At 73.1% G+C, this 22,595-nt stretch carries 17 protein-coding genes, 1 tRNA gene and 1 pseudogene; 9 read left to right on the forward strand and 10 right to left on the reverse strand.

Annotated features, from left to right (window positions below; genetic code table 11):
• Window positions 1-5 precede the first annotated feature (5 nt).
• Complete coding sequence (hutU, locus tag IE170_RS17830; RefSeq protein ID WP_189810386.1) at window positions 6-1,679, reverse strand: urocanate hydratase; 1,674 nt, start codon at window positions 1,677-1,679, stop codon at window positions 6-8.
• A gap of 105 nt (window positions 1,680-1,784) precedes the next feature.
• Between hutU and IE170_RS17835 the strand changes: the two genes are divergently transcribed.
• Window positions 1,785-3,137 carry a type III PLP-dependent enzyme domain-containing protein gene (locus tag IE170_RS17835; RefSeq protein WP_189810387.1) on the forward strand — a complete coding sequence of 451 codons (1,353 nt, stop codon included), beginning with the start codon at window positions 1,785-1,787 and terminating at the stop codon, window positions 3,135-3,137.
• A gap of 16 nt (window positions 3,138-3,153) precedes the next feature.
• Here IE170_RS17835 and IE170_RS17840 read toward each other — a convergent pair whose 3' ends face one another.
• Window positions 3,154-4,002: a MurR/RpiR family transcriptional regulator gene (locus IE170_RS17840; protein ID WP_189810388.1), complete on the reverse strand. Its 849-nt coding sequence runs from the start codon at window positions 4,000-4,002 to the stop codon at window positions 3,154-3,156.
• Window positions 4,003-4,241: 239 nt separating this feature from the next.
• Here IE170_RS17840 and IE170_RS17845 point away from each other — a divergent pair, with 239 nt between their 5' ends.
• Window positions 4,242-4,859, forward strand: coding sequence for a hypothetical protein (locus tag IE170_RS17845; protein WP_189810389.1), 618 nt, complete (start codon window positions 4,242-4,244; stop codon window positions 4,857-4,859).
• A gap of 392 nt (window positions 4,860-5,251) precedes the next feature.
• Here IE170_RS17845 and IE170_RS17850 read toward each other — a convergent pair whose 3' ends face one another.
• Complete coding sequence (locus IE170_RS17850; RefSeq protein WP_189810515.1) at window positions 5,252-6,634, reverse strand: cystathionine beta-synthase; 1,383 nt, start codon at window positions 6,632-6,634, stop codon at window positions 5,252-5,254.
• A 123-nt stretch (window positions 6,635-6,757) separates the two neighbouring features.
• Between IE170_RS17850 and IE170_RS17855 the strand changes: the two genes are divergently transcribed.
• The 3 genes from IE170_RS17855 to IE170_RS17865 all read left to right on the forward strand — a co-directional run bounded on the left by IE170_RS17855 (window position 6,758) and on the right by IE170_RS17865 (window position 11,178).
• Window positions 6,758-7,783, forward strand: a complete 1,026-nt coding sequence (locus IE170_RS17855) for an SGNH/GDSL hydrolase family protein (RefSeq protein WP_189810390.1) — start codon at window positions 6,758-6,760, stop codon at window positions 7,781-7,783.
• Between the two features lie 863 nt (window positions 7,784-8,646).
• Window positions 8,647-9,867: an acetyl-CoA C-acetyltransferase gene (locus tag IE170_RS17860; RefSeq protein WP_189810391.1), complete on the forward strand. Its 1,221-nt coding sequence runs from the start codon at window positions 8,647-8,649 to the stop codon at window positions 9,865-9,867.
• Window positions 9,868-10,344: 477 nt separating this feature from the next.
• Window positions 10,345-11,178, forward strand: coding sequence for a hypothetical protein (locus tag IE170_RS17865; RefSeq protein ID WP_189810516.1), 834 nt, complete (start codon window positions 10,345-10,347; stop codon window positions 11,176-11,178).
• Here IE170_RS17865 and IE170_RS17870 read toward each other — a convergent pair.
• Window positions 11,162-11,506, reverse strand: coding sequence for a hypothetical protein (locus IE170_RS17870; RefSeq protein WP_189810392.1), 345 nt, complete (start codon window positions 11,504-11,506; stop codon window positions 11,162-11,164). The two genes, IE170_RS17865 and IE170_RS17870, sit on opposite strands and share 17 nt — an antisense overlap.
• 100 nt (window positions 11,507-11,606) lie before the next feature.
• Here IE170_RS17870 and IE170_RS17875 point away from each other — a divergent pair, with 100 nt between their 5' ends.
• Window positions 11,607-11,837 (forward strand): DUF4287 domain-containing protein, encoded by a 231-nt coding sequence (locus IE170_RS17875; RefSeq protein ID WP_125547985.1) that lies wholly within the window; start codon window positions 11,607-11,609, stop codon window positions 11,835-11,837.
• A gap of 132 nt (window positions 11,838-11,969) precedes the next feature.
• On the opposite strand, the gene IE170_RS17880 is transcribed toward IE170_RS17875, so the two are convergent.
• Together IE170_RS17880 and IE170_RS17885 are read right to left on the reverse strand one after the other, a co-directional pair.
• A complete protein-coding gene (locus IE170_RS17880; protein ID WP_189810393.1) occupies window positions 11,970-12,818 on the reverse strand; it encodes a Bax inhibitor-1/YccA family protein in 849 nt (282 codons plus the stop codon).
• Between the two features lie 423 nt (window positions 12,819-13,241).
• A tRNA-Leu gene (locus IE170_RS17885) sits at window positions 13,242-13,323 on the reverse strand.
• A 480-nt stretch (window positions 13,324-13,803) separates the two neighbouring features.
• Here IE170_RS17885 and IE170_RS17890 point away from each other — a divergent pair.
• A complete protein-coding gene (locus tag IE170_RS17890; RefSeq protein WP_189810517.1) occupies window positions 13,804-14,568 on the forward strand; it encodes an ABC transporter ATP-binding protein in 765 nt (254 codons plus the stop codon).
• A gap of 126 nt (window positions 14,569-14,694) precedes the next feature.
• A complete protein-coding gene (locus IE170_RS17895; RefSeq protein ID WP_189810394.1) occupies window positions 14,695-17,247 on the forward strand; it encodes an ABC transporter permease in 2,553 nt (850 codons plus the stop codon).
• A gap of 78 nt (window positions 17,248-17,325) precedes the next feature.
• Here the strand turns inward: IE170_RS17895 and IE170_RS17900 are convergent, their stop codons facing one another.
• Together IE170_RS17900 and IE170_RS17905 are read right to left on the reverse strand one after the other, a co-directional pair.
• Window positions 17,326-18,663 carry an SAM-dependent methyltransferase gene (locus IE170_RS17900; RefSeq protein WP_189810395.1) on the reverse strand — a complete coding sequence of 446 codons (1,338 nt, stop codon included), beginning with the start codon at window positions 18,661-18,663 and terminating at the stop codon, window positions 17,326-17,328.
• A gap of 197 nt (window positions 18,664-18,860) precedes the next feature.
• Window positions 18,861-20,246: an NAD(P)/FAD-dependent oxidoreductase gene (locus IE170_RS17905; protein WP_189810396.1), complete on the reverse strand. Its 1,386-nt coding sequence runs from the start codon at window positions 20,244-20,246 to the stop codon at window positions 18,861-18,863.
• A 516-nt stretch (window positions 20,247-20,762) separates the two neighbouring features.
• On the opposite strand from IE170_RS17905, the pseudogene IE170_RS17910 reads away from it, so the two are divergent.
• Window positions 20,763-21,043 (forward strand): annotated as a pseudogene (locus tag IE170_RS17910) (type II toxin-antitoxin system Phd/YefM family antitoxin).
• Between the two features lie 42 nt (window positions 21,044-21,085).
• Here IE170_RS17910 and IE170_RS17915 read toward each other — a convergent pair.
• A complete protein-coding gene (locus tag IE170_RS17915; RefSeq protein WP_189810397.1) occupies window positions 21,086-22,027 on the reverse strand; it encodes a Ppx/GppA phosphatase family protein in 942 nt (313 codons plus the stop codon).
• The gene (locus IE170_RS17920) at window positions 22,024-22,584 is read right to left on the reverse strand and encodes a DUF501 domain-containing protein (protein WP_189810398.1); all 561 of its coding nucleotides are present in this window, start codon (window positions 22,582-22,584) and stop codon (window positions 22,024-22,026) included. The genes IE170_RS17915 and IE170_RS17920 overlap by 4 nt, the downstream gene beginning before the upstream one ends.
• Window positions 22,585-22,595 lie beyond the last annotated feature (11 nt).

Here is a 22,595-nt window from a genome sequence, read left to right on the forward strand (position 1 = left end):
CTGGCTCACGCGGAGGCTCCGGTGTCGCCCTCGCGCATCGGGACGCGCACGCCCTTGGCGTCGGCCACGGACTCGGCGATGTCGTATCCGGCGTCGACGTGCCGGATGACGCCCATGCCGGGGTCGTTGGTGAGGACGCGGCGGACCTTCTCGCCGGCCAGCGGGGTGCCGTCGGCGACGGTGACCTGGCCGGCGTGGATGGAGCGGCCCATGCCGACGCCGCCGCCGTGGTGGAGGGAGACCCAGGAGGCACCGGACGCGACGTTGACCATGGCGTTGAGCAGGGGCCAGTCGGCGATGGCGTCGGAGCCGTCGAGCATGGCCTCGGTCTCGCGGTACGGGGAGGCGACGGAGCCGCAGTCGAGGTGGTCGCGGCCGATGGCCAGCGGGGCGGCCAGCTCGCCGCTCGCGACCATGTCGTTGAAGCGCTCGCCGGCCTTGTCGCGCTCGCCGTAGCCGAGCCAGCAGATGCGGGCGGGCAGGCCCTGGAAGTGGACGCGCTCGCCGGCCATCTTGATCCAGCGGGCGAGGGACTCGTTCTCCGGGAACAGGTCGAGGATCGCCTTGTCGGTCTTGGCGATGTCCGCGGCGTCGCCGGAGAGGGCGGCCCAGCGGAAGGGGCCCTTGCCCTCGCAGAACAGCGGGCGGATGTAGGCGGGGACGAAGCCGGGGAAGGCGAACGCCCGGTCGTAGCCGGCGAGTTGGGCCTCGCCGCGGATGGAGTTGCCGTAGTCGAAGACCTCGGCGCCGGCGTCCATGAAGCCGACCATGGCCTCGACGTGCTTGGCCATCGACTCGCGGGAGCGGGTGGTGAAGCCGGCCGGGTCCTTGGCCGCGTAGGAGGCCATGTCGTCGAAGGCGACGCCGACCGGCAGGTAGGCGAGCGGGTCGTGCGCCGAGGTCTGGTCGGTGACGATGTCGATGGGGGCGCCCTCGGCGAGCATCTGCGGGAGCAGCTCGGCGGCGTTGCCGAGGAGGCCGATGGAGAGCGGCTTGCGCTGGTCGCGGGCCTCGGTGGCGAGCTGCAGGGCGTGGGCGAGGGAGTCGGCCCTGACGTCCAGGTAGCGGTGCTCGATGCGGCGCTCGATGGCGCGGGGGTCGCAGTCGATGCAGATCGCGACGCCGTCGTTCATGGTGACGGCGAGCGGCTGGGCGCCGCCCATGCCGCCGAGGCCGGCGGTGAGGGTGATGGTGCCGGCGAGGGTGCCGCCGAACTTCTTCGCGGCGACGGCGGCGAAGGTCTCGTACGTGCCCTGCAGGATGCCCTGGGTGCCGATGTAGATCCAGGACCCGGCGGTCATCTGGCCGTACATGGTCAGGCCGAGGTGCTCCAGGCGGCGGAACTCCTCCCAGTTGGCCCAGTCGCCGACGAGGTTGGAGTTGGCGAGGAGGACTCGGGGCGCCCACTCGTGGGTCTGCATGACGCCGACCGGGCGGCCGGACTGGACCAGCATGGTCTCGTCCTGCTTGAGGGTGCGCAGGGTGCGGACCATGGCGTCGAAGGAGCGCCAGTCGCGGGCGGCCTTGCCGGTGCCGCCGTAGACGACGAGCTTGTCGGGGTGCTCCGCGACCTCGGGGTCGAGGTTGTTCTGCAGCATCCGGAGGGCGGCTTCCTGCTGCCACCCCAGGGTGCTGAGCTCGGTGCCTCGCGCGGCCCGTACGGGGCGGGGTCCTGACATGGCGATGCCTCCAGACGCTGTGGGTAATTCCATTCACATCCTCTCCGGCTGAATACTTCCAGTCAACAGCTGCGGGCGGGCGCGCCGGGTGATGGGATGGCGGGCATGGCTTCCGACACGCACGTGCAGGGCGCCGCCGAGCGCCGGGACCTGGCCGTCCGGGCCGCCGTCGAGCAGGGCCTCGTGGGCGGGGCGGACTCCGCGCCGCCGCTGGTCTGCCTGCTGGACACCGCCGGGATCCGCTCCTCCGCCGAGGCCCTGGCGGGCGCCTTCGCGGTCGCCGTGCCGCCGGGGACGCCCGTCCTGCACGCCTTCGCGGTCAAGGCCGCGCCGCTCGTCCCCGTCCTGCGGCTGCTCGCCGGCTGCGGGCTGGGCTGCGAGGTCGCCAGCCCTGGCGAGCTGGCCCTGGCCCGGGCCGCCGGGGTGGGCCCGGGGCGGACGGTCCTGGACTCCCCCGCCAAGACGGCGGCCGAGCTGCGCGAGGCCCTCGACCTCGGGATCGCCGTCAACGCCGACAGCCGGCAGGAGCTGGAGCGCCTCGACGCCCTGGTCGCCCAGCGTCCGACGGCCTCCCCGATCGGCGTACGGATCAACCCCCAGACGGGTGCCGGCGCCATCGACGCCCTCTCCACGGCCACCGCCACCTCGAAGTTCGGCATCGCCCTGCGCGACGAGGGCGCCCGGGCCTGGCTGGTGCGCGCCTTCCTGGACCGCCCCTGGCTGACCCGGCTGCACACCCACTCGGGCTCCCAGGGCGTGCCCCTGCCGCTGATCGCCGAGGGCGTGCGGGAGCTGCACGCGCTGGCCGAGGAGATCAACGCGGCGGCCGGGCGCCGCCAGGTCGACACCCTCGACATCGGCGGCGGCCTGCCCGTCGACTTCACCTCGGACGCGCACACCCCCACGTACGCCGACTACGTCGCCGCCCTGCGCGGGGCGGTCCCCGCGCTGTTCGACGGCTCGTACGGGCTGGTCACCGAGTTCGGGCGGTCGCTGCTGGCCAAGCACGGCCTGGTCGTGGCGCGCGTCGAGTACACGAAGACCACCGGCGGGCGGCCGATCGCCCTGACCCACGCCGGCGTCCAGCTGGCCACCCGCACGGTCTACGCGCCCGCCGCGTGGCCGCTGCGGATCCTCGCCTACGACGCCAAGGGCGCCCCGAAGCAGGGCCCGCCGGTCGCCCAGGACGTCGCCGGCCCGGCCTGCTTCGCGGGCGACCTGCTGGCGACCGCCCGGGAGCTGCCCGAGCTGGCGCCCGGCGACCTGATCGGCGTCCCCGACACGGGGGCGTACTTCTTCACGGCCCACTACGGCTACAACAGCCTGCCCCGGCCGGCCGTCCACGGCTTCACGGTGGACGCCTCGGGCGGGGTGTCCTTCCGTACGGCCCGCCGGGCGCAGACGCCGGAGGACCTGGCGGCGGAAGCCGGCGCGGACCTGGCGGAGCCCCTCGGCTGACCGCGCCGCCCCCGGCCTACTCCACGAACAGGCCGCGGGCCGCGGCCCGCGCGTCGAAGGCCTCCAGGCGGGCCTGCGCGTCGGGCAGCGCGTCGGCCATCGCCTCCAGCAGCACCCGCCCCAGCAGCATCGGCGCACAGGCGGTGTCGAAGGCCAGGCCGGTGCCGACCGGCGCCGGGATCAGCAGGTCGGAGACGCGGGCGACGGGCGCGAACGGCGACTCGGCGACCGTCACCACCGTCAGCCCCGCCTGCCGGGCGTGCTCCAGCGCCTCGGCCACCTCGCGGGGGTGGCGCGGCAGCGCGAAGCACAGCAGCGCCGACGCGCCGGCGCCGGCGGCGGCGTCGATCCGGTCGGCGAGCATGGAGCCGCCCTCGTCGAGGAGCCGCACGTCGGGGTGGACCTTGGCCGCGAAGTACGCGAATCCGCGCGCCTGCGAGGACGCCGCCCGCAGCCCCAGCACGGGCAGCGGCGCCGACGCGGCGAGCAGCCGGCCCGCCTCCTGGACCGGCGAGGGGTCGGCGAGCATGGCCGAGAGCTGCCGCAGGTTCTCGATCTCCCCCTGGACGGCCTGCTGGTACTCGTTGTAGGCGTCCTCCTGCGGCTCCTCCGCCCGCTCGGCGGGCGGCGCCACCTCGCGCAGGTGCCGGCGCAGGGCCGGATAGCCGTCGAAGCCCAGGGCGACCGCGAACCGCGTCACCGAGGGCTGGCTGACCCCGGCCAGCTCGGCGAGCTCCACGCTCGACAGGAACGGCACCTCGGTGGCGCCGCGCACCATGCAGTGCGCGATCCGCCGCTGGGTGGGCGTCAGCCGGTGCCCCTCGAACAGCCTCTGCAGGCGCGCCGCCGGGCTGTCGCTCGTCATCCCGACCCTCCGTCCCCGTACGTATTCAGTCACGGAGCACTCTGCATGCGTCTATGCAGGCACGGCAAGCCGCAACCGCTCCGCGAGACGGACAACCTCCGGTGATCGCGCCTCGGCCGGGAGGTGCAGAGCGGATACTTCACCCTGCAAGCCGACTCGCGAACGAAGCGGACAGGCCGAAGGCGGCCCTCGGCTCCGGGGGATCCGTTTCCGATCGAAACGCAGGGCGGGGGGAGTACGTGGAGAACCGGTATGCAGGCGGGTGTGCGTCGTGCTCGGTGTGGGTGTCGGCGGGCGGCGGGTTTCTCGGCAAGGGCGTCACCGGCGGCTGGGAGGTGCGGTGCGCGACCTGCCGGTTCCTGGATGATCGGGCTGCGGCCGACGACTTCGACCCGGAGGCCCTCGAGCTGCCGCCGGTGCCGCCGGCCGGCAGCGCAGCCACCGTGGCCCTGCGCGTCCTCACGCTGACCCGGCCTTGCTGGGCCTGCGGAGAGGCCACGGTGTGCCTGGCAGGCCTGTACCCGCAGCGCCCCGCTCGCGGCTATGTCGGGCTGTTCACCACGGACAGCCCCAGGACGTTGGCGTTGGCCCGCCGACTGCTCCAGAACCACGGACACGCGGCTTTGGCCGCGACCGTCCGGCCCCGCTACAGCGGGACCATGCGCAAGCGCCAGTTGTCCAACGGCTGCAGCCACTGCGATGCGCTGCAGGGAAACTTCCCCGTCCAGGAGGAGGCGCTGGGCCGAGTCGCCGCGAGCGGCGTGGACGGACTGGACACGCTGGTAATCGCCGACTGCCCGGTGCTGGAGTGGCAGGCCGTCGTCCACGGCAGCAGCGGCGGCGTGATGGCCATCTGAGCTGCCGGCCGCCCCGGACGTCTCCCCAAGCCGAGATCACGCCTGCGTGCGCAAGCCGACGTGCGGCGAGCGGGAACCCGCCGCCGTCCGGGAAGGACGTTGACGGGGCCGGAGAACGCGGGGACCGCCGCACCCTCGGGGTGTGCGAGGGGCGGGACGACGGCGGTCCCCGCGCGGGACACGGGCCGGGTCAGGGCCGTCCGCGTCCGTGGCGCCGCGGGTCCGGGAGCCGCTCCGGAGGTGTGCAGACGCCGTTCCGTGGCGCCGGCCGGGGCCCTCGCCCCCGCCGACACCCACCACTGTGCCCCGCGCTTGTTAAGCCGGTGCTGCCGCCGCGTGACGGGCGCGTGCCGATCGCACGAAGCCCCGCCGCGCGGTCGGCGGCACCGCGGTCACGCGTTCTTCGCGAGGAACGCGAGCAGGTCCTGCCGGCTGACGACGCCGGTCGGCTTGCCCTCGACCAGGACGATCGCCGCGTCGGCCTTGCCGAGGGCTGCCATCAGGTCGGAGACGGGCTCGCCGGAGCCGACCTGCGGCAGCGGCGCGCTCATGTGCTTCTCCAGCGGGTCGCTCAGCGCGGCGCGCTGCGCGAACAGCGCCGCGAGCAGCTCCTTCTCCACGACGGAGCCGATGACCTCGGCGGCCATGACGTCCGGGTGGCCGGCGCCGGGCTTGACGACCGGCATCTGGGAGACGCCGTACTCGCGCAGCACCTCGATGGCCTCGCCGACGGTCTCCTCCGGGTGCATGTGCACCAGGGAGGGCATGTCGCCCTCCTTGTCGGCGAGGACGTCGCCGATGCGGGCGGCGGGGCCCGCCTCCTCCAGGAAGCCGTGGCCGGCCATCCACTCGTCCGAGAAGATCTTGCTCATGTAGCCGCGGCCGCTGTCCGGGAGCAGGACGACGACGACGTCGTCCGGGCCGAGGCCCTCGGCGGCGCGCAGCGCGGCGACGACGGCCATGCCGCAGGAGCCGCCGACGAGGAGGCCCTCCTCCTTGGCGAGGCGGCGGGTCATCTGGAAGGAGTCCTTGTCGGACACCGCGATGATCTCGTCGGCCACGTTCCGGTCGTAGGCGGTCGGCCAGAAGTCCTCGCCGACGCCCTCGACGAGGTACGGGCGGCCCGAGCCGCCGGAGTACACGGAGCCCTCCGGGTCGGCGCCGATGACCTTGACCTTGCCGCCGGACGCCTCCTTCAGGTAGTTGCCGGTGCCGGAGATCGTGCCGCCCGTGCCGACGCCGGCCACGAAGTGCGTGATCCTGCCCTCGGTCTGCTCCCACAGCTCGGGACCGGTGGTCTCGTAGTGCGAGCGGGGGTTGTTCGGGTTGCTGTACTGGTCCGGCTTCCAGGCGCCGGGCGTCTCGCGGACGAGGCGGTCGGAGACGTTGTAGTAGGAATCCGGGTGCTCCGGGTCGACCGCGGTCGGGCAGACCACGACCTCGGCGCCGTACGCCCGCAGCACGTTGATCTTGTCCATCGACACCTTGTCAGGACAGACGAAGATGCACTTGTAGCCCTTCTGCTGGGCCACGATGGCGAGTCCTACACCGGTGTTGCCACTGGTCGGCTCCACGATGGTGCCACCGGGCTTGAGAGCACCGCTCTGCTCGGCGGCCTCGATCATCCGGAGGGCGATGCGGTCCTTCACGGAGCCGCCGGGGTTGAAGTACTCGACCTTGGCAAGGACGGTGGCCTGAAGGCCTTCGGTCACGCGGTTGAGCTTCACCAGCGGGGTGTTGCCGACGAGGCTGATCATCGAGTCGTGGAATTGCACCATGTTCTCCAGGGATGGGACTCCACGGGTTCTCCGGGAGACATGGCCAGAGTATGCGGAAAGGGATTGGCCGACGGGCGGTACGGGGCAGGAAGCTCGACGAGGACGGAGGTGGCGTGAAGGGTGTCCAGAGCAAGGACGGCCCGCCGGATCGCGGCGGGGGCGGCGTACGGCGGAGGCGGGCTCGGCCTGGTCGGGGTCGCCGCCGTGGGGCTGGTGCTGGCGGAGGTCCAGTTCGCCAAGCGAACGGTCGGCAGCGGCCTGCCGGACCCGCCGCGCGCGGACGGCCTGTACGGCGGCGGCTTCCACGGCGGCGGGCTGGAGCCGGGGCCGCTGCGGCTCGCGATGATGGGCGACTCGACGGCCGCCGGGCTGGGCGTCCACCGGGCGCGGCAGACCCCGGGGGCACTGCTGGCGTCGGGGCTGGCGGCGGTCGCAGAGCGGCCGGTGGAGCTGCGGAACGTGGCCCTGTCCGGGGCGATGTCCGACGACCTCGACCGGCAGGCCGGGCTGCTGCTGGACGGTGACGCGCCGCCGCCGGACATCTGCGTGATCATGATCGGGGCGAACGACGTGACGCGCCGCATGCCGCCCACGCAGTCGGTGCGGCACCTCACCTCGGCGGTGCGGCGGCTGCGGCTGGCGGGCACCGAGGTCGTCGTCGGGACCTGCCCCGACCTGGGCACGATCGAGCCGGTGTACCAGCCGCTGCGGTGGCTGGCCCGGCGGGTGTCGCGGCAGCTGGCCGCGGCCCAGACCATAGGGGCCGTCTCGCTGGGGGCGCGCACGATCTCGATGGGGGACCTGCTGGGCCCGGAGTTCGCGGCGAACCCGCGCGAGATGTTCGGCCCGGACTCCTACCACCCGTCGGCCGAGGGGTACGCGACCGCGGCGATGGCGATCCTGCCGACGGTGTGCGCGGCGCTGTCCCTGTGGCCCGAGTCGGACCGGCTGGAAGTGGCCCGGGACGAGGACATGCTGCCGGTGGCCAAGGCCGCCTCGGCCGCAGCCGGCCAGGCGGGCACGGAGGTCACCCCGGCCCGCGGCCCGTGGGCCCTCCTGAAACACCGCCGCCGCCGCCGCGTCCCGTCGGAAGACGCCGCCCCGACCCACCCCCCGGCCACCCTCACCCACTCCCAGGACCCCTGACCCCGACTTCCATCCCGACCACCGCCCACTCCGGCCCCGCCCGCGCTTGAGGCGCGGGGCCGGGGGCGGAGCCCCGAAGCCCACCCGCCCCCGGGCCTCCCACCCCCGGGGGTCGGGCACATCCAGCCCCGCCGGCGCGCGACGCCCGGGGCTCTGGGCAGAGCCCGAAAACACTCGGGGCCCGAAACCCCACCCGCCCCGGGCGCCTCCCACCCCCGGGCGGGCAACTCCAGCCCCGCCGGCGCTTGAGGCGCGGGGCCCGGGGCAGAGCCCCGAAACCCACCACCCCGGGCCTCCCACCCGGGGGCGGCACATCCAGCCCCGCCGGCGCGCGACGCCCGGGCTCTGGGCAGAGCCCGAAAACACGCGGGGCCCGAAGCCCCGAAACCCCAACCGCCCCGGGCGCCTCCCACCCCCGGGCGGGCACATCCAGCCCCGCCGGCGTTTGAGGCGCGGGGTGCGGGGCAGAGCCCCGAAAACCCACCCACCCCGGGCCTCCCACCCCCGGGAGGGCAAACCCAGCCCCGCCAGCGCGCGAGGCCCGGAGCTCTGGGCAGAGCCCCGAAACCCACCCGCCCCGGGCCTCCCACCCCCGGGGCCGGGCAAACCCAGCCCCGCCGGCGTTTGAGGCGCGGGGTGGGGGGCAGAGCCCCGGGAGCCCCCGGCCGGACTTCCGGCTCGCGAGCCCCGGCTCCGTACGCCCCCGCGGGGCAGCGGGGCACGGGCCCCGCACACCCCCGGACCAGCCACCCGACCCCGCGGAGCGACCGGCATCACACGCCCCACCCGGTGACCAAGACCGTACGGGCCGGTAACTTCGCTTGCGGTCCGCAATGAGCCGCAACTCACCCCTTGGAGCCCCGATGCCCGAAGCCGTCATCGTTTCCGCCGCCCGCTCCCCGATCGGGCGCGCCTTCAAGGGGTCCCTCAAGGACGTCCGCCCGGACGACCTCACGGCGACGATCATCCAGGCCGCGCTGGCCAAGATCCCCGAGCTGGACCCGCGGGAGATCGACGACCTGATGCTCGGCTGCGGCCTGCCCGGCGGCGAGCAGGGCCACAACCTGGCCCGCATCGTCGCGGTGCAGATGGGCATGGACTACCTGCCCGGCACCACGATCACCCGATACTGCTCCTCCTCGCTGCAGACCTCCCGCATGGCCCTGCACGCGATCAAGGCGGGCGAGGGCGACGTCTTCATCTCCGCCGGCGTGGAGACCGTCTCCCGCTCGGTGAAGGGCACCTCGGACGGCCTGCCGGAGACGCACAACCCGCTGTTCGCGGAGGCGGAGGCGCGGACCGCCGAGGTCGCCCAGTCCGAGGGCTCGACCTGGCACGACCCGCGCGAGGACGGCCTGATCCCGGACGCGTACATCTCGATGGGCCAGACCGCCGAGAACCTGGCCCGTCTGAAGGGCGTCACGCGCCAGGACATGGACGAGTTCGGCGTCCGCTCCCAGAACCTGGCCGAGGAGGCCATCAAGAACGGCTTCTGGGCCCGCGAGATCACCCCGGTGACCACCCCGGACGGCACGGTCGTCAGCACGGACGACGGCCCGCGCGCCGGCGTCACCCTGGAGGGCGTGCAGGGTCTGAAGCCGGTCTTCCGCCCGGACGGCCTGGTCACGGCCGGCAACTGCTGCCCGCTGAACGACGGCGCCGCCGCGCTGGTCATCATGAGCGACACGAAGGCTCGCGAGCTGGGCCTGACCCCGCTGGCCCGGATCGTGTCCACCGGCGTCACCGCCCTCTCCCCGGAGATCATGGGCCTGGGCCCGGTCGAGGCGTCGAAGCAGGCCCTGAAGCGGGCCGGCCTGACGGTCGGCGACATCGACCTGTTCGAGATCAACGAGGCGTTCGCCGCGCAGGTCATCCCCTCCTACCGGGACCTCGGCATCCCGCTGGAGAAGCTGAACGTCAACGGCGGCGCCATCGCAGTCGGACACCCCTTCGGGATGACCGGTGCCCGCATCACCGGCACCCTGATCAACAGCCTCCAGTTCCACGACAAGCAGTTCGGCCTGGAGACGATGTGCGTGGGCGGCGGCCAGGGCATGGCGATGGTGATCGAGCGGCTGAGCTGAGCCGCAGCGGAGGGTAGGGGTCGCCCGAGGAACGAGGGCGGCACCTGCCCGCAGCGGAGGCGAAGCCCAGCGCGACCAAAGGCACCGAGCGGCTGAGCTGAGCCGCAGCGGAGGGTAGGGGTCGCCCGTGGAACGAGGGCGGCACCTGCCCGGAGCGGAGGCGAAGCCCAGCGCGACCAAAGGCACCGAGCGGCTGGGCTGAGCCGCAGCGGGCCGGGTTTCCCCTGGTCCGGGCCCACTCCCGCGTCCGCGTCCAACCCTCCCGCGGCCGAGCTGTGACCGAATCTCCCCCAGGATGTGACAAACATCCTGGGGGTTCGGCATTTATGCAGGTCAACCGGGGTAGGGCGCTCTCCTGTGTGACGAAGACCCTGTCCATTTCGTGACGTAATGCACTGCACGCCATTCCCAGGTCGGGACACTCTGATGTAGGAAGTCGGGGGATCGAGTCAAATCAGGAGTTAGTCAGTGAGCGCCATGTCTCTTGCCCTGCTGCTGACCACGGCCGCCGCCGCGGCCGTGGGCGCTGCTGCGCTGCACGCCGTCCACGGCCTCCGCAAGCAGGTCACCGCCCTGCGGGGCGAGCTCGCCGTCCCGGCCCGGTCGCGCGGCGCGAGCGTCCCGCACGCCCGGGGTGCCGTGGAGTCCCCCGCCGCCGAGATACGGGCCGCCGTGGCGGAGGCCCTGGCCGAGGAGCGCGAGCGCGAGCTCGCCGAGGCGCGGGCCTTCTGGGCCGCGCAGGAGGCCCGCGAGGCCGCCGAGGCCTCGCCGACCTTCGCGGGCGACGCCCCGTCGCTGCTGGGCGGGCTCCCGGGCCTGGCCGACGACGGCCCCGTCTTCCTGCCCCGGCAGGCCGACCTGGTGGGCCTGGAGCCGGTGCTCGGCGAGGAGGTCGTCGACGAGTACCCGGAGGATTCCGCGGAGCTGGCCGCCGCGCGCCGCCGCCACCCCTCGCACCCGGACTTCGTCCCGTCCCAGCCGGCGTCCGCCGGCGCGGACCACGAGCGCACGGTGAGCCGCCTGGAGGAGCTCGCGGAGGCCCGTACGGCGCTCGCGGACGTCCGCCCCGGCCCCCTGGGCACCCTCGACGTGTACGTGTTCACGGACGGCACGACGCTGTGCATGACGCCGGGCCACCGCGAGACGGCGGAGCGCCTCGCGGAGGCGCTGCGCTCGGGCACGGCGCCGGTCCTGCTGGGCGGCTCGGGCATCTCGGGCGCCTACGCGCTGACGTTCTCCTGCGGCGGTGACGCGCAGGACCCCGACAACAACGTCTACATCCTGGCGGACCGCGTCATCGCGTCGCTCTGACCTCCGCCTGCTCCACCAGCCGCACGGCCTCGTCCAGCATTTCGGACGGGGCCTTCGCGGTTTCCGGGGCGGCGGTGCGCAGGGCTTCGGCGAGGTCGGTCCCGGCGACGGCGACCTGGTCGCCGACGGCGAAGACGCCGGCGTCGGGCATGGTGTGCGCCGGAGCCGCCCCGTCCGGTGCTTCGAGCCGCTGGGCGCGTACGGACAGCTCGCGGGCCAGTTCGAGTGCCTCGGCGGCGGCTCCGCGCTGCAGGCGGCTCTGCGGCATGGCGCGCAGCCGGTCGGCAAAGCGTTCGACGGCTTCGGTCAGGGGCGAGGTATCGAGCACCCGGCCGACCTTACGCGCCGGGGCGGCGCCATTGCCAACGGCCGTACTCTCCGGCACGGTGACGGGAAGGGAACAGCACGGCCACACCCCGGAGGCGCCCATGTCCGTAGAGTTCTCCGAGCAGACCCACCGCAACATGATCGACAGGATTCCGCAGACGACCGGCCGCGAGGTCGCGGAATGGCTCCGCACCGTGGACGAGGGGCCTTCCCTGGTCCGGTTCGAGGAGAAGGTCAGCTGGCTGCGCGGCGCGCACGAGCTGTCGTACGGCCAGGCCAAGGCGATCATCCACGAGTACGACCTGCGCAGGGCCGCCCGCAGGTTCGGCTGATCCGCCGTCCCTCCTCCCCCTGTCCCCGTCCCCCCACCGGTCCCGTCCGCACCGGAACGCGGGAAGGCCCCGCGAGCGTCGCTCGCGGGGCCTTCCCCTTGGTGCCGGCGGGCCCTGCCGGGCCCGGTCCTGCTAGTCGTCCCCGGAGAGGAGCTGGAACAGGCGCAGCAGCTCCAGGTAGATCCACACGAGGGTCATGGTCAGGCCGAAGGCGGCCAGCCAGGCCTCCTCGCGGGGGGCGCCGTAGGTGATGCCGTCCTCGACCTGCTTGAAGTCCAGGGCGAGGAACGCGGCGCCGAGGATGACGCCGATGATGCCGAACAGGATGCCGAGGCCGCCGCTGCGGAAGCCGAGGCCGTCACCGCCCGCGAACACCGAGAACAGCAGGTTCGCCACCATCAGCAGCATGAAGCCCATGGCCGCGGCCAGCACGAAGCCGTAGAAGCGGCGGGTCACGCGGATCCAGCGCATCTTGTACGCGAACAGCACCGCGGCGAAGACGCACATGGTGCCGAGCACGGCCTGGATGACGACACCGGCACCGAGGTAGGTGCTGGTGGCGGCGCTGATGACGCCGAGGAACACTCCCTCGAACGCCGCGTAGCCCAGGATGATCGCCGGGGACGCCTTGCGCTTGAAGGCCTGGACGAGGCCCAGGACCATGGCGACGAGCGCGGCGCCGATCGCGATGCCGTAGGACTTGCCGATGTTCGCCGGGTCGACCGGGAGGGCGATCCAGGCGAGCGTCGCGGTGAGGATGACCGTGCCGAGCGTCATGGCCGTACGGCTCACGACGTCGTCCATGGTCATCGCGTCGACACGGGCGGGCGCCTGCGGCATCCCGGTGGCGGGGTCGGTGGCGTAAGGATTCGTCGCGTACGGGTTGGCCCCGGCCTGCTGGTGCTGCGCGTCGAAGCCCGCGTAGGCACCGTTGTCGCGGCTGAACCCCCGTCGCGAGAAGACCGGGTTACTGCTCCTCATCTCACTCCTCCATGGCCACCTTGCGCGGCCTTGCAACAAGAGTAATGCGCTAGCAAAGAAATCACCCTACTGCTGGAGGAGGATCTTAGGAGAAGGACGGACGGCGCGCAGGGGCATAACCGCCGGTCGGCGGCGCGGCGGGCGGGCCGGGCGGTGGGCCGCGGGGCCGGCCCCCTCCCACGCGGCCGGCGCGTCCGCGGTGAGACGGAGGGGAACAGGGGGGCGGAGGGAACAGAAGGAACGGAGGAGGCAGCAGAGACGGAGGCGACGCAGGATGCGGCCGGGGCGCTGGAGGGGGTTGCGTCCGCTGTCGGGCGGGCCGGGCGGCGTACGCCGGCGCGCGGTCGGCGTCGCAGCGAGGGGCCCGAAACGGAAACGGGCCGAGCCACCGGGTGTTCGCGGGTGGATCGGCCGAAGTGGGAGTGCCCGGAGCCGGACTTGAACCGGCACGACCTCAAGGCCAGCGAGGTTTAAGCTCGCCGTGTCTGCATTCCACCATCCGGGCATGAGTGGCGGCGCCTCGGAAAATCAACCGGACGCCGGGCCGAGCCTATCGGGAATGCCCTGGTCGGGGACGGGCACACTTTCCTATGTTGTCTGATTTTATTGGCGCTTGAGTGACCGTCAGACCCGAGAACACGGGGTCGGCCGGTTACGGCGCCGAGGACCGGCGATACGGGAATGACGGGATTTCGATGGCCCGCGCCGGGCTTCGCGCCACCTGTGCGCCACCCCGGGCCACCCCACCCCCGCCTCCCCCCGTCGGTCTTCCCCGCGACCCCTTCAGCCCTCCGGAACGCCACCCTCCAGGGGGCGCAGTCATACCAGAGGAGGATCCGGCCGGTCCCGCGGTCAGACTCCAGTGGGCCGGTGAACGGGCACCGCGGCTGATCCCCCGCCGGTCCCGCGCGGAGACGATGGGAGGGTCCCAATCCGCCGACCGCCGCAGCCGGTCAGCATCCGAGGAGCAGCCCCCGTGACCACCATGAACCACGCCCCGCACACCACCCTGGCCGTGGCCGCCCGGGCCACCGGCCTGTCCAAGGTGTACGGCCAGGGCGAGACCCAGGTGGTCGCGCTCGACAACGTGTCCGTGGACTTCGGCCGCGGCCGGTTCACCGCGATCATGGGCCCGTCCGGCTCCGGCAAGTCGACGCTGATGCACTGCGTCGCCGGCCTCGACACGTTCTCCTCCGGCTCCGTCCGCATCGGCGACACCGAGCTCGGCTCCCTCAAGGACAAGCAGCTCACCCAGCTGCGCCGCGACAAGATCGGATTCATCTTCCAGGCGTTCAACCTGCTGCCGACCCTGACCGCCCTGGAGAACATCACCCTCCCGATGGACATCGCCGGCCGCAAGCCGGACAAGCAGTGGCTCGACACGGTCATCGAGATGGTCGGCCTCTCCGGCCGCCTCGGCCACCGCCCCACCCAGCTCTCCGGCGGCCAGCAGCAGCGCGTCGCGGTGGCCCGCGCCCTGGCCTCCCGGCCCGAGATCATCTTCGGTGACGAGCCGACCGGCAACCTCGACTCCCGCTCGGGCGCCGAGGTCCTCGGCTTCCTGCGCAACTCCGTGCGCGAACTCGGCCAGACGGTCGTCATGGTGACCCACGACCCGGTCGCCGCCTCCTACGCCGACCGCGTCGTCTTCCTCGCGGACGGCCGCATCGTCGACGAGATGCTCGCCCCCACCGCCGACGGCGTCCTCGACCGCATGAAGGCCTTCGACGCCAAGGGCCGCACCAGCTAGGGCCGGTCCGGCCGGTGCCGTGACCGGGCCGCCGGCCCGCAGCGCCCGCCCGCAGCCCTCCCCGAACCGCCCGACCGCGCCTCCTGCGCCGCCGCCCCGGCGGCCGCCACGACTCCTGGATTCCCCATGTTCCGTACCGCCCTGCGCAACGTGCTCGCGCACAAGGCCCGACTGCTGATGACGGTGCTCGCCGTCATGCTCGGCGTCGCCTTCGTCTCCGGCACGTTCGTCTTCACCGACACCGTCGGCAAGGCGATGTCCGACCAGTCCCGCAAGAGCTTCGACGGGGTCGCCGTCTCCGTCACCCACCTCGGCCCCGGCCGCGCCGAGGACGGCACCAAGGAGGAGGGCGAGCCCGGCATCAGCCAGCAGACCCTCGACAAGGTCGCCAAGCTGCCCGGCGTCGCCTCCGCCTCCGGCCGCGTCTCCGGCTTCGCCGGCGTCGCCGACCCCTCCGGCAAGCTCATCGGCAGCGGCTGGATGAACCAGGGCGCCAACTTCGCGCCCGTCCAGGACGGCAAGGACCCCCGCTACGCGTTCACCGCGGGCAGCGGGCCCGCCAAGGCCGAGGAGATAGCCCTCGACCGGGCCTCCGCCAAGGCCGGCCGCTACTCCGTCGGCGACAAGGTCCGCGTCGCCACGAACGGCCCGGTGAAGGAGTACACCCTCAGCGGTGTCTTCACCACCGAGGACGGCGCCGTCAACGCCGGCGGCTCGCTCGTCCTCTTCGACGCCAAGGTCGCCCAGGAGCTCTACCTCGCCCCCGGCTACTACTCCGAGCTGGCCGTCGCGGCCAAGCCCGGCACCGACGCGGCCAAGCTCCTCGCCGACGTCACCCCGGTCGTCGGCAAGGACGCCAAGGCCGAGACCGGCACCGCCCTCGCCGAGCGCAACGCCAAGAGCATCGAGCAGGGCATGAGCGGCATGAAGACCGGCCTGCTCGCCTTCGGCTTCATCGCCCTCTTCGTCAGCATCTTCCTCATCTACAACACCTTCAGCATGCTGGTCGCCCAGCGGACGAAGGAACTGGCCCTGCTGCGCGCCGTCGGCGCCACCCGCAGCCAGGTCCGCCGCTCCGTGCTGACGGAGTCCCTGCTCGTCGGCCTGCTCTCCTCCGTACTCGGCCTCGGCCTCGGCGTGCTCCTGGCCATGGGCCTGCGCTCCGGCATGGACAGCTTCGGCGCGAAGATCCCGGCCGGCCCGCTGGTCGTCTCCACGACCGCCGTCGTCACCGCCCTCCTCGTCGGCCTGGTGGTCACCGTGCTCGCCGCCTGGCTGCCGGCCCGCCGCACCTCCAAGATCCCGCCGGTCGCGGCGATGGGCAGCGCCCACCTCCCGCAGACCGCAAAGTCCCTCGTCCTGCTGAACAGCTTCGGCGGCGTCCTGGCCGGCCTCGGCGCGGCCCTGATCCTGTGGGGCTCCGCGAAGGGCGGCGAGACCGGCCGCTGGATCATCGGCGGCGGCGCGTTCTTCACGCTGATCGGCGTGGCCGTGCTCATCCCGATGCTGTCCCGGCCGCTGATCGCCGTCGTGCGCCCGCTGCTGACCCGCGTCTTCGGCACCGCCGGCAACCTCGCCGCCCGCAACGCGGTCCGCAACCCGCGGCGCACCGGCGTCACCGCCGGCATGCTGACCATCGGCCTGACCCTGGTGACGGGCCTGACCGTGCTCGGCGTCACCGTCGGCAAGGCCGTCGACCGCTCCACCACGGACCAGATCCGCGCCGACTACATGCTCACCATGGCCAGCGGCGGCGACCTGGACCCGTCGGTCCTGACCGCGCTGGAGAAGACCCCGGGCGTCACCGCCGTCTCCGCGCAGCAGTCCGCCTACTTCAAGGGCAAGGACGACGTCTTCCACTCCGCCTCCGGCGTCAACCCGGCCGCCATCGAGAAGCTCGTCAACCTGAAGGTCGTCAGCGGCTCGGTCGCCTCCCTGGCGCAGGGCCAGGTCGCCGTCGCCGACAAGACCGCGAAGAAGGCCGGCCTGTCCGTCGGCAGCACCATCGACGCCGCCTTCGACGGCGGCGGGAAGAAGACCCTCACGGTCGGCGCGGTCTTCGAGGAGAGCGAGCTCGTCTCCCCCTACGTCCTCGACGCCAAGCTCGTCCCGGTCGCGGCCGGCGAGAAGCCGCAGATCCGCCAGGTCTTCGTCAAGCTGTCGGGCGGCGAGTCCGCGGCGAACGAGAAGAAGGTCATCGACGCCCTCGGCGACAACCCGGCCATCAAGATCGACGACAAGCAGGACATCCGCAACGAGATGGGCGGCATCATCAACACGATGCTGAACCTGATGTACGGCCTGCTCGGCATGGCCCTCGTCATCTCGGTCCTCGGCGTCGTCAACACCCTCGCCATGTCGGTCTTCGAGCGGACCCAGGAGATCGGCATGCTCCGCGCCGTCGGCCTGGACCGCGGCCGGGTCAAGAACATGATCCGCCTGGAGGCCGTCGTCATCTCCCTCTTCGGCGCGGTCCTCGGCGTCGGCCTCGGCACCTTCCTCGCCTGGGCGCTCGGCCGCACCTTCAAGAACAGCATCCCGAACTACGAGCTCGTGGTCCCCTACGACCGGATCGGCGTCTTCCTGCTGCTGGCCGCCGTGGTCGGCGTCCTGGCCGCCATGTGGCCGGCGCGCAGCGCGGCGAAGCTGAACATGCTGACCGCGATCAAGACCGAGTAGCACCGGCCGGCGGTGCACGGCACGCAGGGCCCCGGGGCGGCGGAACCGCCCCGGGGCCCTTCCGCGTGCCCGGACGGGTCACGCCGGTGACGCCGGCCCCCCGCCCCAGGTGCGGGTCCGCAGCGGTAGGCGGGACGTGCCGTTGTCCTGGGGTCGGACCGCGAGGACCTGGTTGACGCCGAGCCGGTTGTGCTCGAAGCCGAGCGCGGACGCCGCCATGTACAGCAGCCACACCCGGGCCCGCCCGGGCGAGGTCAGGGCGGCGGCCTCCTCCCAGTGCTCCTCCAGCCGGGCCACCCACGCCCGCAGGGTGAGGGCGTAGTGCTCGCGCAGCGCCTCCACGTCGCGGACCTCGAAGCCTGCCCGCTCCAGTTCGCCGACGGTCGTGCCGAGCGGGGACAGCTCGCCGTCGGGGAAGACGTAGGCGTCGATGAACGGGTCGGCGCGGTGGGCCCGTTCGCCGGGTTCGGGGCGGCGGGCGATCTGGTGGTTCAGCAGCCGGCCGCCCGGGCGGAGGAGGGTGTGCAGGGCGCGGGCGTACTCGCCGTAGCGGGCCGCGCCGACGTGCTCGGCCATGCCGATGGAGGAGATCGCGTCGTAGGGGCCGTCGCCAACGTCGCGGTAGTCCTGGACGCGGATCTCCACCCGGTCGGCGAGGCCCTCCTCGGCGACCCGTTTGCGGGCGTGTCCGGCCTGCTCGGCGGAGAGCGTGACGCCGGTGACGCGGACGCCGTACGAGCGGGCCGCGTGCAGGGCGAGGGCGCCCCAGCCGCAGCCGACGTCGAGGACGCGCATGCCGGGCTCCAGGCCGAGCTTGCGGCAGACGAGGTCCAGCTTGTCGTGCTGGGCCTGCTCCAGGGTGGCGCCGGGGCTCCAGTAGGCGCAGGAGTACACCATCGACGGGCCGAGGACGTGCGCGTAGAAGTCGTTGCCGACGTCGTAGTGGTGGCTGACGGCCTTGCGGTCGCGGCCCCTGCTGTGCCGGGGGCCGCCGCGGCGGACGGCCTCCTCGGGCGGGGGCGCGGGCGGCGGCCAGGGCCCGGCGAGGGCGGCGAGCTCGCGCAGGGCGGCGCGGCGGGCCGGGTCGCGCAGCAGCGCGGCGGGCCCGGCGGGGGCGGGGGCTCCGGGGTTCGCCGGGACGGCGGGTTCGCGCTCCCACAGCAGGCCGGACACCCGGTCCAGCAGCGCGTACAGGTCGCCGTCGACGGTGAGGTCCCCGGCGACCCAGGCGCGGGCGAGGCCGAGCTCGCCGGGCCGCCACAGGATGCGGCGCAGGGCGCGGCGGCGGGCCAGGACGAGGACGGGCCCGCCCGGCGGCCCCGCCTCGCTGCCGTCCCAGGCCCGGATCCGGACGGGGAGCGGTGCGCCCAGCAGGGTCTCGGCCACAGCGGCCAGCCGCGGTGCGGCGTCGGTCATCGTCGGCACCTCCAGTCCATCCGATCGGACGGACTACCCCGGTACGGCTCCGGCCATGCCGCGGGCGGGGCCGCGGACGGGGCGCGGCGCCGGGTGCGCCGAAGGGGCCGCCCGCACCACGGATGGCGGGCGGCCCCTTCGGGGACGTGCTCGGCGGGCCGGACGCGCGGGGCGTCCTGCCTGCCGTCAGACCTGCGTCAGGAGGCCTTGGCCTTCTCGGCCGGCGCGGCGGCGGCGGCCGGAGCCGGGGCCGGCTTGGCGGCCTCGTAGAACTCCTCGCGGGGGGTCTCCAGAGCACCCAGGGAGACGACCTCGCGCTTGAGGAACATGCCGAGGGTCCAGTCGGCGAAGACGCGGATCTTGCGGTTCCAGGTCGGCATGGCCATGCCGTGGTAGCCGCGGTGCATGTACCAGGCGAGACGGCCCTTGAGCTTGATCTTCATCTTGCCCATGACGATCATCGCGACGCCCTTGTGGACGCCCAGACCGGCCACCGCACCCTTGTTGGAGTGCTCGTACTCCTTCTGCGGGAAGCCCCGCATGCCGGCCACGACGTTGTCGCCGAGGACCTTGGCCTGGCGCAGCGCGTGCTGGGCGTTCGGCGGGCACCAGGCGTTCTCGACGCCGGCCTTGCGGGCGGCGACGTCGGGGATCTGGGCGTTGTCGCCGGCGGCCCAGATGTAGTCGCTGCCCTGGACCTGGAGGGTCGGGGCGGTGTCGACGTGGCCGCGCGGGCCGAGCGGCAGGCCGAAGCGGGCCAGTGCCGGGTTGGGCTTGACGCCCGCGGTCCACACGATGGTGTTGGAGTCGACCTCGAGGCCGTTCTTCAGCACGACGTGGCCGTCGACGCAGGAGTCCATCGAGGTGCCGAGGTAGATCTCGATGCCGCGGGACTCGAGGTGCTCCTTGCCCCAGGTGCCGAGCTTGGGCCCGACCTCGGGGAGGATCTTGTCGGCCGCGTCCACCAGGATGAACCGCATGTCGTCGCGGCTGATCGTGGAGTAGTACTTGGCGGCGTCGCGGGCCATGTCCTCGACCTCGCCGATCGTCTCGGCGCCGGCGAAGCCGCCGCCGATGAAGACGAAGGTGAGGGCCTTGCGGCGGACGTTCTCGTCCGTCGTGGACTCGGCCTTGTCGAGCTGCTCGAGGACGTGGTTGCGCAGGCCGATGCCCTCTTCCACGCCCTTCATGCCGATGCCCTGCTCTGCCAGGCCGGGGATCGGGAAGGTGCGGGAGATGGCGCCGAGGGCGATCACCAGGTAGTCGAAGGGCAGCTCGTACGCCTCGCCGACCAGCGGCGTGACGACGGCGACCTTGCGGTCCTGGTCGATGCTGGTGACCCGGCCGGTGAGGACCTCCGCCTTGGGCAGCACGCGTCGCAGCGGGACGACGACGTGCCGAGGCGAGATGCTGCCTGCGGCCACTTCGGGGAGGAAGGGCTGGTAGGTCATGTACGACCGCGGGTCGACGACCGTGACGGTCGCCTCGCCGTAGCGCATCTTCTTCATGATGCGCTTGGCTGCGTACAGGCCTACGTACCCACCTCCTACAACGAGGATCCTGGGACGCTCCGTGGTGCTCATGGAACGAGTATCCAGCACCCCCAGGAGTGATGCTCGTGAGCCCCTTCACAAGAACCGACAGGGGCTCTGCTACACTGCGCCGCCCACGTGACGGAGGTCATGGCGCGGATCGGGAACCACCGTGTAACGGGATTCGTTGTTCACCCGCTCTGAACTGGCCTCCAAGGCCCCAACCGGAGTAGACCACCGGGTTCGTGGATACCTACCGGCGCGGGTCGGCGCCCTCCCCGGATCGCACGAAACGAGCCCAGGAGGGGCCGTTGGACCCCCGAGAGGGGCCTTTCGGCCCCTCGACTTGACCCGGGGCACCCTTTTTCCTTGTGAAGAACTTCACGAACTTTTCCGCGCGCCGCCCGGGGAAGCCGAGCCCGAACCCCCCGAACACCCCCAACACGCCCACTCCCAGGGCCCGTCAGCCTTCGATCCCACCGCCCGGGCAGAAGGCCCGCCGACCTCTCGGCGGCCGCCGATGCGCCGTGAGGGCCGCTCGCCCGGCCCGATGCGTAACGTGGGCCCATGGCCGAGAACACCGTCACGGTGCGGGAAGCCCGCGCCCACCTCGCCGAGCATGTCGACCGGGCCGCGGCCGGCGCCCCCACCGTCATCACGCGCAACGGCGCGCCGATCGCGGCCATGGTCCGATCGCGGACTTGCGGGCACTGGAGGACGCGGCCGACGCCCTGCTGTCGCGCGAAGCCGAAGCGGTGCCGGCCGAGGGCGGCCCCACGGTGACCATGGCGGAACTGCTGGCGGACCTGTTCGCCGAGCCGGACCGCCCGCCCGAGCCGCGACGGTGACGTCACCGTTCCCGTCGGCAGGCAGGCGGCCGGTGGGCGGCGTCAGGTCAGGGACCAGGCGATCCCGTCCAGGATGTCGTGTTCCGAGACCACGACCTCCGTCGCGCCCGTGCGCTCCATGACCGCCAGGAGGACGAGGGCGCCCGCGGCGATCACGTCGACGCGGCCCTCGTGCATCACCGGGATCGCCGCGCGCTCGGCGTGCGTGGACGACAGCATGCGCTCGCTGATCTCGCGGACCTGCTCGTACGGGATGCGCGAGTGGTGGATGCGCGAGGAGTCGTACGCGGGCAGGCCGAGCGCGATCCCGGCGACGGTGGTCACCGAGCCGGCGAGGCCCACCAGGGTGCGGGCCTCGCGCAGCGGGACGCTCTGCTCGGCCAGGTCGAGGGCCGCCTCGATGTCGGCCCGCATCGCCGCGGTCTGCGCAGCGGTCGGCGGGTCGGTGACGGCGCCGTCCACGACGAGGTGCCGCTCCGTCATGCGGACGCAGCCCACGTCGACCGAGCGCGCGGCCCGCACGTGTTCTTCGCCGACCACGAACTCCGTGGAGCCGCCGCCGATGTCGACCACCAGGTACGGCTTCTCCAGGTGGTCGGCGCCGACGAGCTCCCGGGTCGCGCCGGTGAAGGAGAACTCCGCCTCCTGCTCGCCGGAGACGACCTCCGGTTCGACCCCGAGGATGTCCCGCACCCCGGCGGTGAACTCGTCCCGGTTCTCCGCGTCCCGCGAGGCGGAGGTGGCCACGAACCGGATGCGCTCGGCGCCCAGCTCCTTGACCACCCCGGCGTACTCGCGGCATGCGGCGAAGGTGCGCTCCAGTGCCTCGGGGGCCAGCCGGCCGGTCCGGTCCACGCCCTGGCCGAGGCGGACGATCGTCATCCGCCGGTCGAGCTCGACGAGGTGCCCGGTCGCCGGGTCGCAGTCCGCGACCAGCAGGCGGATGGAGTTGGTGCCGCAGTCGACCGCCGCGACGCGGGTCATGCCTGCTGCTCCTTGTCCTGCTCGGCCGCGGCACCCGGGCCGCCGCACGGCGTGACGCACGGGCCCTTCGCCCACCACTCGGGCAGCATCGCCAGCGCCTCGTCGCCGAACGGGTTCACGCCCGGCCCGGCGGCCAGCGAGTGGCCGACGAGCACGTGCAGGCACTTGACCCGGTCCGGCATGCCGCCGGCGCTGGGGAAGCCCTGGAGGACCTCGATGGCGTCGCGGCGCCGGATGTAGTCCTCGTGCGCGGCCTGGTAGGCGGCGGCGAGCTCGGGGTCCTCGGCGAGGCGGGCCTGCATCTCCTTCATCACGCCGTTGGCCTCCAGCGTGCCGATCGCGGAGGCGGCGCGCGGGCAGGTCAGGTAGTAGAGCGTGGGGAACGGCGTGCCGTCGGGCAGGCGGGGGGCGGTCTCCACCACGTCGGGCTGCCCGCAGGGGCAGCGGTGGGCGATGGCGCGCAGCCCGCGCGGCGGGCGTCCGAGCTGCTGCTCGAACGCCTCGATGTCCGCGTCGGTCGGCTCGGTCCGGTCGGTCTGGGGCGGGGGCGTCTGCATGCCTGGAGGAA

Origin of the sequence: Streptomyces toxytricini (assembly GCF_014649915.1) — a bacterium.
In the GTDB taxonomy this organism is placed as follows: domain Bacteria; phylum Actinomycetota; class Actinomycetes; order Streptomycetales; family Streptomycetaceae; genus Streptomyces; species Streptomyces toxytricini.

Excerpts from the sequence above, each read along its gene's own strand:
- hutU (WP_189810386.1), bottom strand. The coding sequence starts at position 1,679 with ATGTCAGGACCCCGCCCCGTACGGGCCGCGCGAGGCACCGAGCTCAGC.
- IE170_RS17835 (WP_189810387.1), top strand. The coding sequence starts at position 1,785 with ATGGCTTCCGACACGCACGTGCAGGGCGCCGCCGAGCGCCGGGACCTG.
- IE170_RS17840 (WP_189810388.1), bottom strand. The coding sequence starts at position 4,002 with ATGACGAGCGACAGCCCGGCGGCGCGCCTGCAGAGGCTGTTCGAGGGG.
- IE170_RS17860 (WP_189810391.1), top strand. The coding sequence starts at position 8,647 with ATGCCCGAAGCCGTCATCGTTTCCGCCGCCCGCTCCCCGATCGGGCGC.
- IE170_RS17865 (WP_189810516.1), top strand. The coding sequence starts at position 10,345 with ATGTCTCTTGCCCTGCTGCTGACCACGGCCGCCGCCGCGGCCGTGGGC.
- IE170_RS17875 (WP_125547985.1), top strand. The coding sequence starts at position 11,607 with ATGTCCGTAGAGTTCTCCGAGCAGACCCACCGCAACATGATCGACAGG.
- IE170_RS17880 (WP_189810393.1), bottom strand. The coding sequence starts at position 12,818 with ATGAGGAGCAGTAACCCGGTCTTCTCGCGACGGGGGTTCAGCCGCGAC.
- IE170_RS17890 (WP_189810517.1), top strand. The coding sequence starts at position 13,804 with ATGAACCACGCCCCGCACACCACCCTGGCCGTGGCCGCCCGGGCCACC.
- IE170_RS17895 (WP_189810394.1), top strand. The coding sequence starts at position 14,695 with ATGTTCCGTACCGCCCTGCGCAACGTGCTCGCGCACAAGGCCCGACTG.
- IE170_RS17900 (WP_189810395.1), bottom strand. The coding sequence starts at position 18,663 with ATGACCGACGCCGCACCGCGGCTGGCCGCTGTGGCCGAGACCCTGCTG.
- IE170_RS17905 (WP_189810396.1), bottom strand. The coding sequence starts at position 20,246 with ATGAGCACCACGGAGCGTCCCAGGATCCTCGTTGTAGGAGGTGGGTAC.
- IE170_RS17915 (WP_189810397.1), bottom strand. The coding sequence starts at position 22,027 with ATGACCCGCGTCGCGGCGGTCGACTGCGGCACCAACTCCATCCGCCTG.
- IE170_RS17920 (WP_189810398.1), bottom strand. The coding sequence starts at position 22,584 with ATGCAGACGCCCCCGCCCCAGACCGACCGGACCGAGCCGACCGACGCG.